Origin of the sequence: Hominisplanchenecus faecis (assembly GCF_020687205.1) — a bacterium.
In the GTDB taxonomy this organism is placed as follows: Bacteria; Bacillota; Clostridia; order Lachnospirales; family Lachnospiraceae; genus Hominisplanchenecus; species Hominisplanchenecus faecis.
This window is the reverse complement of sequence record NZ_JAJEQE010000012.1, coordinates 30614-43572: the sequence shown is the minus strand read 5'-3', so window position 1 is coordinate 43572 and position 12959 is coordinate 30614. Positions and strand designations below refer to the sequence as shown.

Annotated in this window: 9 protein-coding genes; 7 read left to right on the top strand and 2 right to left on the bottom strand. The window is 46.2% G+C overall.

What is annotated here, in order from left to right; all coding sequences use genetic code 11:
- The first annotated feature begins 16 nt into the window (after nt 1-16).
- On the top strand, nt 17-1264 hold the full coding sequence (gene hydF / locus LKD42_RS05440; protein WP_215658698.1) for a [FeFe] hydrogenase H-cluster maturation GTPase HydF: 1248 nt from the start codon (nt 17-19) through the stop codon (nt 1262-1264).
- A gap of 183 nt (nt 1265-1447) precedes the next feature.
- On the opposite strand, the gene LKD42_RS05435 is transcribed toward hydF, so the two are convergent.
- Both LKD42_RS05435 and LKD42_RS05430 read right to left on the bottom strand, forming a co-directional pair.
- Nucleotides 1448-1915 carry a DUF4358 domain-containing protein gene (locus tag LKD42_RS05435; RefSeq protein WP_022118749.1) on the bottom strand — a complete coding sequence of 156 codons (468 nt, stop codon included), beginning with the start codon at nt 1913-1915 and terminating at the stop codon, nt 1448-1450.
- A 136-nt stretch (nt 1916-2051) separates the two neighbouring features.
- Nucleotides 2052-3038 carry a GDSL-type esterase/lipase family protein gene (locus tag LKD42_RS05430; protein WP_248835035.1) on the bottom strand — a complete coding sequence of 329 codons (987 nt, stop codon included), beginning with the start codon at nt 3036-3038 and terminating at the stop codon, nt 2052-2054.
- A 123-nt stretch (nt 3039-3161) separates the two neighbouring features.
- Between LKD42_RS05430 and LKD42_RS05425 the strand changes: the two genes are divergently transcribed.
- The 6 genes from LKD42_RS05425 (at nt 3162) to LKD42_RS05400 (ending at nt 12948) form a co-directional block, all read left to right on the top strand.
- Nucleotides 3162-4580, top strand: coding sequence for an MBOAT family O-acyltransferase (locus LKD42_RS05425; RefSeq protein ID WP_248835034.1), 1419 nt, complete (start codon nt 3162-3164; stop codon nt 4578-4580).
- A 104-nt stretch (nt 4581-4684) separates the two neighbouring features.
- Entirely contained in the window at nt 4685-5827 is a 1143-nt protein-coding gene (locus tag LKD42_RS05420; RefSeq protein ID WP_248835033.1) for a DHHW family protein, read from the top strand.
- Between the two features lie 31 nt (nt 5828-5858).
- Nucleotides 5859-6710 (top strand): thymidylate synthase, encoded by an 852-nt coding sequence (gene thyA / locus LKD42_RS05415; RefSeq protein ID WP_248835032.1) that lies wholly within the window; start codon nt 5859-5861, stop codon nt 6708-6710.
- Nucleotides 6711-6781: 71 nt separating this feature from the next.
- Entirely contained in the window at nt 6782-7276 is a 495-nt protein-coding gene (locus LKD42_RS05410) for a dihydrofolate reductase (RefSeq protein WP_022118744.1), read from the top strand.
- A gap of 73 nt (nt 7277-7349) precedes the next feature.
- Entirely contained in the window at nt 7350-8414 is a 1065-nt protein-coding gene (gene ispG / locus LKD42_RS05405) for a flavodoxin-dependent (E)-4-hydroxy-3-methylbut-2-enyl-diphosphate synthase (RefSeq protein ID WP_248835031.1), read from the top strand.
- On the top strand, nt 8407-12948 hold the full coding sequence (locus LKD42_RS05400) for a PolC-type DNA polymerase III (RefSeq protein ID WP_248835056.1): 4542 nt from the start codon (nt 8407-8409) through the stop codon (nt 12946-12948). The genes ispG and LKD42_RS05400 overlap by 8 nt, the downstream gene beginning before the upstream one ends.
- Nucleotides 12949-12959: the final 11 nt, after the last annotated feature.

The window sequence follows — 12959 nt, the reverse complement described above, 5'->3', positions numbered from 1 at the left end:
CGGGAGGAAGAAGCCTATGAGTCTGAATGCAACGCCGGCGTCAGAACGTATCCATATCGGGATTTTCGGCAAACGAAATGCCGGAAAATCAAGCCTGATCAATGCACTGACCGGACAGAATCTGGCAATCGTATCCGATGTTTCCGGGACAACGACAGATCCGGTTTATAAAGCGATGGAGCTTCTGCCGTTAGGTCCGGTGGTACTGATCGACACGCCGGGAATCGATGATGAAGGTGAGCTTGGAAAGCTTCGCGTAAAGAAAAGTTATCAGGTATTAAATAAGACAGATATTGTACTCCTTGTGTGCAGTGCAGTTGAGGGGATTACAGAAGAAGAGCAGAAATTACTGAAGCAGATCGAAAAAAAGCAGATACCCTGTATCCTTGTCATGAATAAGGCGGATCTGCTGGAAGAGTGTCAAAAAGGGCAGCAGTTCAAAGAGAGAGCAGAAAATGCTGCATCTGTGAGAGGACAGAAGATTCCGGTATTGTGGGTCAGTGCTGCAAAAAATCTTCAGATCCGTGAACTGAAAGAAAAGATTGCTTCCGGAATAGAACAGAAAAAACCAGAATATCCTTTGGTAGAGGATCTACTTGAGATGGGAGATTTTGCAGTCCTGGTTGTGCCGATTGATAAGGCGGCTCCAAAAGGCAGGCTGATCCTGCCGCAACAGCAGACAATTCGCGGCGTGCTGGAAGCAGGTGCAACAGCGGTTGTGGTAAGAGACGATGAGCTTTGTGATACGCTCCAGAATCTTGGAAAAAAGCCAAAGCTTGTGATCACGGACAGTCAGGTGTTTGGCAAAGTGGCAAAAGAAATACCGTCAGATGTAATGTTGACTTCATTTTCCATTCTTTTTGCACGTTACAAAGGCGAGCTGGAAGTACAGGTACGTGGAGCAAAAGCTCTGGATCATCTGAAAAATGGTGATAAAGTGCTGATCTGTGAGGGATGTACGCATCATCGCCAGTGTGGTGATATCGGGACAGAGAAGCTTCCGAACTGGATTCGCAAACACACCGGGCAGGAGATAGAGTTTCATTTTACAAGCGGCACGGAGTTTCCGATGGATCTGTCAGAATACAGAATGATCATTCACTGCGGCGGCTGCATGCTCAACGAGCGGGAAATGAAATACCGGATCGCCTGTGCACAGGATGCTGGTATTCCAATCACCAATTATGGCGTGGCGATCGCTTATATGAATGGGATTTTGAAAAGAAGTGTGGAAGTTTTTCCGGAAATATGGAAAACACTATAGTAATAGAGATAAGTATTTTATAAACAAGAAGAAGCAGGTTTCTCGATCTGAGATCCCTGCTTCTTGTTGTTTTTTACCTGTAAATACCGTATACCTGTTTAAGAATGTATCTGGCATACTTACTGTGAGGTGCACGTCTATACATCACATGATATATTTTTCTGTGCACATTTGAGGTATGATTTAGAAACCTGCTTCTTTGAGCACTTTCTCAGCTGCTGCGGTGTCGTTGGTAACACACAGAACAGCGTAGTTTCCGGAAGTCTTGATGATCGCATTGTCCAGGTTCTTTACTTCATCTGCGTTGTAGGAAGAGTAAAGATCGGACTGATTTTTTACACGTGTTTCAAAAAGTCCTTTTACTTCTGAAACATAAGAGCTGTCGCTGCATTTGATGACAACAGCTTCGCATGCAGTAGCACCGGTACCGACGTAAGCAGCACAGGAATCAATTTTGGAAGTGTCTACCAGGTAAGTGGAAGCCAGGATATCTTCGGAAATAGAAGAAAGGGTGTCTCCGCTTGCTGTTTTGGAAAGATCTTCTGCAAGTTTTGCAGGGTCTGCTGTGACTTCTTTGCCGGAACCGCCGCATCCGGTCAGCATGACACCGATCATAGCGATGGTCACAAGAAGTGTGATGAGTTTTTTCATGGTTTCTAATCTCCTTTGTTTTATATTTTATTAATGTGAGAACAGACTTTCATCTGCCTCAAATAATGTTCCGAAAACGGACAACCTGAAAAAATCATACCGTTTCGGAAACATGATTTCTGTATGCTCTGCCAGGTTACAAAGAAGCACCGGAAGCAGTTTCACTCTCAGATGCAGTTTCGCTTTCAGAATCACTGGAACTGCTGTCAGCTGTCACATAATGCGTGTGCAGATAATCCAGCCATTTTGCACAGTATTCCGGATACATATGGATACCGTCGCTGGTAGCATCGGCGGCAAGTGCACCGTTTCCGTTGGATAACACTTCGTTTGGATTCAGATAATAATAACCATTGGCACTGCAGATTTCAAGGATAATCTGGTTGACCGTGTCAATGTTCGTGTTGTTTACATAGTCGCCGGTCTGAACTTTGGCTTCCTCCACGTATGGCACGGCACTGACATAAAAAATGGCATTCGGCATCAGTTTGCGGAGTTCTGCAAGACATTTTGTATAATTCTTGCGGAATTCTTCAAAATCCGGATAACCAAGGTCGTTGGTACCGATCATGATGTACATTTTTTTGAAAGAATTGTTTTTCAGTGCCTGTATTACGGTTACATTTCCACTGGCAGTAGATATGTACGGTGTCTCAAAAATATCCGTGCAGTTCATGCCAACACCGGTCAGGAACGTTCCCTGCGTAATGCCGGACTGCATATGGAATCCCTCGACTCTGGAATCACCGATAAACACAGCATCAGAAAAGTAAGAATCATCCACCGGCGTTGCCTGTTTTTTTACAATGCATCTGTCGTCCACAGCAACGGAAGAAGTGGAGGTAGATCCGGCTCCGTTTGCAAATGGTGTGACGTTGGCAGGATATTTGGAAGCGGTTTCCGATGAAGTCTCACTTTCTGCCGTAGCTTCGTCCTGATTCTGAAAATCACTGGAAGAGAATATTTCGTTGAGTTGCTCATCTACCTGCTTGTTTATGCCGCCTTTGGAAGCGATATTGATGATCAGACGACCTTCAAAAACAACTAAAAACGCAAAGACAAGCAGGAGCATATTAAGAAAGCGGGCGGTTTTACGCGGCTTTCGTCTTTTCTGCTGTACCATAATGTCCCCTCTTAATCTTAAAGTATAAAGTATTGTAAAATAATAATATTGTCTTTTCTCCTCCTATATTATATAATAAACCCGATAATTGTAAATAGTTTTTTTAGACGGGAGTTTTTAATTATGGTTTTCAGCAGTCTGTTGTTTCTGTTCCGGTTTCTGCCGGCAGTACTGATCCTCTACTATATAGCACCGCGAAAGCTTCGGAATGTCATTCTGCTGCTCTTCAGCCTGTTTTTTTATGCGTGGGGCGAACCGAAGTATGTATTTCTGATGCTTTTTACGATCACCATGGATTTCTGCATCGGAAAAGGGATCGACAAAGCGAAAAAGGAAGGCAATCAGAAAAAGGCGAAGCGTTTTCTTATGACTTCAATCCTTGTGGATCTTTCCATCCTTGGATTTTTTAAATATGCGGACTTCCTCATCGGGACGGTCAATACATTAACCGGTGCGGGAATACCACTGCTTGGGATACCGCTGCCGATCGGTATTTCTTTTTTTACGTTTCAGACAATGTCATACACGATTGATGTATACAAGGGAAGCACGGAGGTTCAGAAAAACTGGATCAAGTATGGCACTTATGTTTCCATGTTTCCGCAGCTGATCGCAGGACCGATCGTGCAGTACAAGACGATCGCAGAGCAGATGGAGCACAGAAAGGAAAATACTTCCGATTTTTCAGAAGGTATTCATCGTTTTATGATCGGACTTGGCAAAAAAGTCCTGATCGCGAACAACATCGGTGCACTCTGGGATGCCATTGCAGTACTTCCGGTCGATGGACTGGCAGCAGGTACGGCATGGCTTGGGGCACTGGCTTATACGTTCCAGATCTACTTTGATTTCTCCGGATATTCGGATATGGCGATCGGGCTTGGAAAGATGTTCGGTTTCCATTTCCTTGAGAACTTCAATTATCCGTATATTTCAAAGAGTATCACGGAATTCTGGAGAAGATGGCATATTTCCCTAAGTTCCTGGTTTAAAGAATACGTTTACATTCCGCTTGGCGGCAACCGCTGTAAGATCGCAAAGCAGATCCGCAACATTCTGGTTGTCTGGATGCTGACCGGAATCTGGCACGGGGCGAACTGGAATTATGTTCTCTGGGGCTGCTACTACGGAGCACTTCTGCTGATCGAAAAGCTGGTGCTGAAAAAGGTGCTGAACCGTCTTCCTGGAATCATTCAGCGGATTTACACCATGTTTTTTGTGGTGATCGGCTGGATCATTTTCAAATGCGAAGATATGGCATATGGGATCTCGTATCTGAAAGCCATGTTTGGCGGATTCGGACAGGGCCTGTGGAATAACGAGACACTCTACCTGCTTGGTAATTATGCCGTCCTGTTTGTTCTGGCGATCCTCGGTTCGACGATGTTGCCAAAGAAAGCAGCCGGCGTTGTGCTTGGCGGCAGAAAGCGGACCTGGGCGGAAAATGTGATCTACATTGCATTTTATGCGGTGATCTTCTTTGTGTCAGTCGCTTATCTGGTAGATGCAACGTACAATCCGTTTTTATATTTTAGATTTTAATGATGTTTATAGAATTGTGAGAGTACGAAGTACGGAACAATTCGTAGGCATCTTTGTACATTAACATAACATCTTTAAACAGGGAAACAGAATGGAGAGAATATATGACTACAAAAAAGCAGAATATAGCAGTGATCGCTGTGTTTCTGTGCATGGTCTTCGGAATGACAATCTGGACGATGGTCATGCCTTCCAGAGAATTTTCGGAGAGGGAGAACAGAGCACTGGCACAGATGCCGGAACCATCGGTTGAAAGCTGCTTTTCCGGAAAATTTGAAAAAGATTTTGAAACGTATCTGACGGATCAGTTCCCGATGCGGGATGGCTGGATCAGTGCAAAGACTGCGATCGAGAAGGCAACTTTTAAAACAGAGAGCAAGGATATATATTTTGCAGACGATGATTATCTGATCGAGGCACATTCCAAAAGCTTTACGGCACCGAGTGCAAATGCCAATATCGGTTACCTGAAGAATTTCATGGAAACGTGTGTGGAAACATACGGCAAAGACCATGCAACAGCGATGGTTGTGCCGAATGCGGTGGACATTCTGAGAGATCATCTGCCGAAATATGCATCTCCGTACGATGAAGAAGTCTACCTTCAGAAAGTTGCGGATGCAATGCCGGAAGGCACCTGGTTTGACAGCGGAAGTGTTCTGCGTGAGCATAAGGATATTCAGCTTTATTACCGCACAGACCACCACTGGACCACGGAAGCAGCATATTATGTGTATGCGGCATGGGCAGAAGAAAAGGGACTTTCTCCACTTGCACTGTCTGATTATAAAAAGAAGACGCTCACAGATGGATTCTTCGGCACGGTTGATGCCAAGGTCGGCGGACGCAACCGCAGCGATACGATCCATGTTTATATTCCGAAGAAAAAGGAAAAATATCAGGTAAATTATGTGGCGAAAAACGAGACGGCAGATGATATTTATCAGTATGATTATCTGAAAACAAGAGACAAATACAGCGTTTATTTTGGCGGAAATCAGAGTCTGGTGGAAGTAAAGACAGACAGCAAGAGCAAACGGAAGCTTCTGGTCGTGCAGGATTCTTACGCACACTGTTTTATTCCGTTTACGCTGCATGATTTTAAAGAAGTCGATTTTGTGGATCTTCGCTATTACAGCGAAAGTCTCAAAGAATATATGGAAAAGGGCGATTATACGGATGTTCTGTTTCTGTATAATGCGGCCGGATTTGCAGAGGACAACAGTCTGATCAAACTTGGAAACTGAAAACGGGGTAAAAAAGACAGGAGGAAATGGCATGAGCTATGCAGATAAAGTATTTAAGGGAATGTGCAGAGATATTCTGGATAACGGAGTGAGCACAGAAGGAGAAAAGGTGCGTCCAGTCTGGGAGGACACGAATGAGTCGGCGTACACGATCAAGAAATTCGGCGTGGTCAACCGTTACGATCTGCGAAAAGAATTTCCGGCACTGACGCTTCGAAGAACGGCATTGAAAAATGCGTTTGATGAACTTCTGTGGATCTGGCAGAAAAAGTCCAACAATGTGCATGACCTGAATTCTCACATCTGGGACGCATGGGCAGATGAGGACGGCTCGATCGGAAAGGCTTACGGCTATCAGCTCGGCGTGAAGCATCAGTACAAAGAAGGCGAGATGGATCAGGTGGACCGTGTAATCTACGATCTGAAGAATAATCCGTACAGCCGCCGGATCATGACCAATATTTATGTGCATCAGGATCTGCATGAGATGAATCTTTATCCTTGTGCCTACAGCATGACGTTCAATGTGACACAGAAAAAGGGCGAGGATAAGCTGACGCTCAATGCCATTTTAAACCAGAGATCGAACGATGTGCTGACGGCAAACAACTGGAATGTGGCACAGTATGCCCTGCTTGTGCATATGCTGGCACAGGTGTGTGATATGTACGTCGGCGAGCTGGTGCATGTGATCGCAGATGCCCATATTTATGACCGACATATTCCGCTGATCGAGGAACTGATCACAAGAGAAGAGCATCCGGCTCCGAAAGTATGGCTGAACCCGGAGAAAAAAGATTTCTATGAATTTACCGTGGATGATCTGCATGTAGTAGATTACGTAACCGGACCGCAGATCAAACATATACCGGTTGCAGTGTAAAAGCTGGCATGACAGAATACATTTACCGGATAAAAAAGTGTAAAGAATGAGAAAAGAGGAGGATAAGTAAGATGAATTTGATTGCTGCTGTGGATAAGAACTGGGCGATCGGCAAGAACAATGAACTGCTGGTCAGTATTCCGAACGATATGAAAATGTTCCGTCAGATGACAACCGGAAAAGTAGTTGTGATGGGCAGAAAGACACTGGAGAGTTTTCCGAACGGACTGCCGCTCAAAAACAGAGTCAACATTGTCCTGACAAAAAATCAGAATTATCAGGTCAAAGGTGCCATCATCGTGCACAGTGTCGAGGAAGTGCTGGAAGAGCTGAAAAAATATGACAGTGAGGATGTCTATGTGATCGGCGGAGAGCAGATCTACCGTCAGATGCTTCCATACTGCGATACGGCTCATATGACAAAGATTGACCATGCATATGAGGCTGATGCTTATTTTCCAAATCTGGATGAGAAGGAAGAATGGAAAATCACGGCGACGAGCGATGAGCAGACGTATTTTGATCTGGAATATTATTTTGTGAAATATGAAAAACAGGTACAGTGAAGTCAAGTCGAACATACGTGAGACTTGGTATGCGATTTTGGTCAGCTTTGCTGACATTAGGGAGGTCTGATTTATGTACAGAGAACATACAAAAGTGGTAAAGATCGGCAACCGGGTGATCGGAGGCGGAAATCCGATCCTGATCCAGTCCATGACAAATACAAAAACAGAAGATGTGCGGGCAACTGTGGCACAGATCCAGGCTTTGACGGCAGCAGGATGCGATATTATAAGATGTGCAGTTCCGACACAGGAAGCTGCGAGTGCATTGAAAGAGATCAAAAAACAGATTACGATCCCACTGGTAGCGGATATTCATTTTGATTATAAACTGGCAATTGCCGCAATTGAAAACGGTGCCGACAAGATTCGTATCAATCCGGGAAATATCGGCAGCAGGGAGCGTGTGCAGGCTGTAGTTGATGCGGCCAAAGAGCGAAACATTCCGATTCGTGTCGGTGTAAACAGTGGTTCTCTGGAAAAAGACCTGGTGAAAAAATACGGCGGCGTGACGGCAGAAGGGATCGTGGAGAGTGCCCTGGATAAAGTGCATATGATCGAAGATATGGGCTATGACAATCTGGTCATCAGCATCAAATCTTCCGATGTACTGATGTGTGCAAAAGCACATGAGCTGATCGCACCAAAGACCGCTCATCCGCTCCATGTCGGTATCACAGAGTCCGGAACAGTTTTATCTGGAAACATCAAATCCGCTGTCGGACTTGGTATCATTCTTTCGCAGGGCATCGGTGATACGATCCGTGTATCTCTGACCGGAGACCCGAAAGAAGAGATCAAATCTGCCAAGCTGATCCTGCGTACGCTGGGGCTGCGAAAAGGAGGCATTGAGGTTGTGTCCTGTCCGACCTGCGGACGTACACAGATCGATCTGATCGGTCTGGCAAACAAAGTTGAAAATATGGTAGAAGATATTCCACTGGATATCAAAGTTGCGGTCATGGGCTGCGTGGTAAACGGACCTGGCGAAGCGAAAGAAGCGGATATCGGGATCGCCGGCGGAAAAGGCGAAGGTCTTTTGATCAGGAAGGGGGAAGTGGTGAAGAAAGTGCCTGAGAGTGAACTTCTGGATGCTCTCAGAGAAGAGCTTCTTCACTGGAATGAGATTCATGCCTAAAGAGTTTTTTGATGTATTTCCGACTTTAAAGGTAAATGACAACTTAAGAGGATTACTTTCTCAGGCGACGGTTACGAGAGTAACCGTCACTTCTGCAAGAGACAGAATGAGGGTATATCTGGAAAGCCCGAGGCTTTTGTACTGGCAGTCCGTGCAGGATACGGAGCATGAGATACGAAGACAGATTTTTGGCAATGCATCGATGGACGTAAAGATCATTGTCAAATTTCAGTTATCCAGACAATATACGCCAAGAACGCTGATGCAGGAGTATGAAAGCAGTATTCTATCTGAAATCAGAGATTATAATATCTTCCTTTACAGCATCCTGCGTCAGGCAGAATGTACTTTCACAGCGGACGATGAGATGACGCTGACCATCGAAAAGAATGTGATAGCGGAAGAGCGTCTTGAGGAGCTTTTGCAGATCCTGGAGAAAATTTTCTGCGAACGCTGTGGCATGCATTTTAAGGTGCAGACTGTTTTCAAAGAGCCGGTGGAGAGCAAGTCGCATAAAAACAGCGAGCTGCGTATTCAGCAGGAAGTCGATGCGATCCTGCAAAATGCCGTGCTTGGTAATCCGGAAGAGCCTCAGAATCTGCCGGAAGAAAACGGACAGGTGGAGTCTGCAAAAGCGGAAGGAAAGGCAGAAGCGGCGAAAAAAGAGAAAGCAAAACCAGAAAAGAAAAACGACGGAAAGAGCGAGAAAAAAGTCGAGAAACAAACAGCAGATATGCCAAAAAGCAGAGGAAATTTCCAGGGAAAAGGAGGATTCCGTTCCGGATTTTCCAGAGGAGACGGATCTCGCAGCGTGCGTCGCTCGGACAATCCGGATGTGCTTTACGGACGTGACTTTGAAAGTGAATCTCTGGCGATCGAGCAGATCCAGGGCGAGATGGGTGAAGTGACGATCCGCGGACAGGTACAGACGCTGGAGACGCGTGACATCCGTAATAATAAAACAATTATTATGATGGAAGTGACCGACTTTACAGATACCATTGTGATCAAGATTTTTGCACAGACAGAGCAGGTGCCGGAGATTTTAAAAGATATCAAAACCGGTGCGTTTCTGAAAATCCGCGGCGTGACGACAATCGACCGGTTTGACGGACAGCTCAGTATCGGTTCGGTGTTTGGTATCAAAAAAATCCAGGATTTCCGCAAACAGAGGGTGGACACCTGGCCGGAGAAACGTGTGGAACTGCACTGTCACACAAAAATGAGTGATATGGATGGCGTTTCCGATGTAAAAGACATCATAAACCGGGCAAAATCCTGGGGACATAAGGCGATCGCCATCACAGATCACGGTGTTGTGCAGGCTTTCCCGGATGCGAACCACGCGGTTTCGCCGGATGAGGACTTTAAGATTATTTACGGATGTGAGGCTTATCTGGTGGATGACCTGCAGGACCTCGTTGTCAATTCCAGAAATCAAAGCCTGGAGGATGCCTATGTAGTCTTTGACCTGGAGACGACCGGTTTCAGTACGGTGGCAAACAAGATCATCGAGATCGGTGCCGTCAAAGTGGTAAATGGTAAGATCACGGATAAATTCAGCACCTTTGTCAACCCGGAAGTGCCGATCCCTTATCGAATCGAGGAGCTGACCAGCATCAACGACAACATGGTGCTCGACGCTCCGACAATCGAAGAAATCCTGCCGAAGTTCCTGGAATTTTCGGAAGGATGCGTGATGGTCGCACACAATGCATCGTTTGACATGGGATTTATCGAAGCAAACTGCAAACGGCAGGGCATTGAAAAAGAATTTACGATTGTCGATACCGTAGCACTTGCAAGGGTGTTGATGCCGCAACTGAACCGTTTTAAGCTGGATACGGTTGCAAAGGCACTGAAAGTATCACTGGAGAACCATCATCGAGCCGTTGATGATGCCGGATGTACGGCAGAGATTTTTGTGAAATTTATTGAAATACTTCAGCAGAGAGATATTACAACGCTGGATGGAGTCAATGAGCTGGGGCGTACTTCCGTGGATAAGATCCGCAAGAGTCCGTCGCACCATGCAATTTTGCTGGCGACAAACGATCTTGGACGTATCAATCTCTACCGCCTGGTTTCCTGTTCACATTTGAAATATTATAACCGAAGACCGCTGATCCCGAAGAGCGAATTTGTGCGTCACAGAGAGGGACTATTGCTTGGTTCTGCCTGTGAAGCGGGCGAACTGTATCAGGCTGTGTTAAACCATCGCTCGGATCAGGAGATCGCAAGGCTGGTCAATTTCTATGATTATCTGGAGATCCAGCCGATCGGCAACAATGCTTTTATGCTTCGAAGCGACAAGACCGATGTGGAGACGATCGAAGATCTTCAGGAGATCAACCGCAAGATCGTAAAACTCGGAGAACAGTTCAACAAAATGGTCGTGGCGACCTGCGATGTGCATTTCTTAAATCCGGAGGATGAAGTTTACCGCCGCATTATTATGGCGGGCAAAGGATTTACCGATGCCGACGAACAGGCACCGCTTTACCTGCGTACCACAGAAGAGATGCTCAAAGAGTTTGAATATCTTGGCAGTGAAAAAGCAGAAGAGGTCGTGATCACAAACCCGAACAAGATCGCCGATATGTGCGAAAAAATATCGCCGGTAAGACCGGATAAATGTCCGCCGGTCATCCCGGATTCGGACAAAAGTCTGCGTGAGATCTGCTACAACCGTGCCCATGAGATTTATGGCGAGGATCTTCCGGAAGTCGTTGTCGAGCGACTGGAGAGAGAGTTGAACTCCATCATTTCCAATGGGTTTGCCGTTATGTACATCATCGCACAGAAACTAGTGTGGAAGTCGAACGAGGACGGCTATCTGGTAGGATCACGAGGTTCGGTCGGATCTTCGTTCGTAGCGACGATGGCGGGGATCACCGAGGTAAATCCGCTGCGTCCGCATTATTATTGTGAGAAATGCCACTACAGCGATTTTGATTCCGAGGATGTGAAAGCCTATGCAGGAAGAGCCGGATGTGACATGCCGGATAAGACCTGCCCGGTCTGCGGAGCGAAGCTTCGAAAAGAAGGATTTGATATTCCATTTGAAACATTCCTTGGATTTAAGGGAAACAAAGAGCCGGATATCGACCTGAATTTCTCCGGTGATTATCAGGGAAATGCTCACCGCTATACCGAGGTTATTTTCGGAAAAGGCCAGACTTACCGTGCCGGAACAATCGGTACGCTTGCCGAGAAGACGGCATTTGGTTACGTGAAAAATTATTACGAAGAACGCGGCGAGCGGAAGCGTACCTGCGAGATCAACCGTATCGTAAAAGGATGTACCGGAGTGCGAAGGACAACGGGGCAGCATCCGGGCGGTATTATCGTTCTGCCTCTTGGCGAGGAGATTGATTCGTTCACACCGGTGCAGCACCCGGCAAACGATATGACAACGGATATTATAACGACACATTTCGACTACCATTCCATCGACCACAACCTCTTGAAGCTCGATATTCTCGGACACGATGATCCGACGATGATCCGTATGCTGGAGGATTTAACAGACATCAATGCACAGGACATTCCGCTGGACAATAAAGAAGTCATGTCGCTTTTTGTCAGCACGGAGGCACTTGGCGTTACACCGGAGCAGCTTGGAGGGTGTCCGCTCGGTTCGCTTGGTATTCCGGAGTTTGGAACCGATTTCGTTATCCAGATGCTTGTGGATACCAAACCGCAGAGCTTTTCAGATTTGGTCCGCATTTCCGGTCTGTCCCATGGAACAGACGTATGGCTTGGAAATGCACAGACCCTGATCGAAGAAGGCAAGGCAACCATTTCCACGGCAATCTGTACACGAGATGACATCATGACTTATCTGATCGGAAAAGGGCTGGACAGCGAGCAGTCCTTCACGATCATGGAGAGCGTGCGAAAGGGGAAAGGACTGAAACCGGAGTGGGAAGAGGAGATGCTGGCACACGATGTGCCGGACTGGTATATCTGGTCGTGCAAAAAGATCAAATACATGTTCCCGAAAGCACATGCGGCAGCTTATGTTATGATGGCATTCCGCATTGCCTGGTACAAGATTTTTTATCCGCTGGCATATTATGCGGCATATTTCAGTATACGAGCTTCTGCATTCAGCTATGAGCTGATGTGTCAGGGACAGGAAAAACTGCTTCACTACATGGACGAATATCGCAAAAAAGGCGATGCACTCTCCAAAAAAGAGCAGGATTCCATGAAAGACATGAAGATCGTGCAGGAAATGTATGCCAGAGGTTATGATTTTCTGCCGCTTGATCTCTATCAGGCAGATGCGAGACGTTTTAAGATCATCGACGGCAAGTTGATGCCGGCGTTAAGTACGATCGAAGGTCTTGGAGAGAAGGCTGCGGATGCCGTTATGGATGCGGCAAAAGAAGGAAAATTTTTATCAAAAGATGATTTCAGAGACCGGACAAAAGTCAGCAAGACAGTCATCGACCTGATGGATGATCTGGGAATTCTGGGCGATCTGCCGGAGAGCAACCAGCTGTCGCTGTTTGACCTGGTAGGATAGATAAGGAGAAA

Coding starts and splice junctions, on each gene's coding strand:
- thyA (WP_248835032.1), top strand. CDS start 5,859: ATGAGCTATGCAGATAAAGTATTTAAGGGAATGTGCAGAGATATTCTG.
- LKD42_RS05400 (WP_248835056.1), top strand. CDS start 8,407: ATGCCTAAAGAGTTTTTTGATGTATTTCCGACTTTAAAGGTAAATGAC.
- LKD42_RS05425 (WP_248835034.1), top strand. CDS start 3,162: ATGGTTTTCAGCAGTCTGTTGTTTCTGTTCCGGTTTCTGCCGGCAGTA.
- LKD42_RS05410 (WP_022118744.1), top strand. CDS start 6,782: ATGAATTTGATTGCTGCTGTGGATAAGAACTGGGCGATCGGCAAGAAC.
- LKD42_RS05430 (WP_248835035.1), bottom strand. CDS start 3,038: ATGGTACAGCAGAAAAGACGAAAGCCGCGTAAAACCGCCCGCTTTCTT.
- LKD42_RS05420 (WP_248835033.1), top strand. CDS start 4,685: ATGACTACAAAAAAGCAGAATATAGCAGTGATCGCTGTGTTTCTGTGC.
- LKD42_RS05435 (WP_022118749.1), bottom strand. CDS start 1,915: ATGAAAAAACTCATCACACTTCTTGTGACCATCGCTATGATCGGTGTC.
- ispG (WP_248835031.1), top strand. CDS start 7,350: ATGTACAGAGAACATACAAAAGTGGTAAAGATCGGCAACCGGGTGATC.
- hydF (WP_215658698.1), top strand. CDS start 17: ATGAGTCTGAATGCAACGCCGGCGTCAGAACGTATCCATATCGGGATT.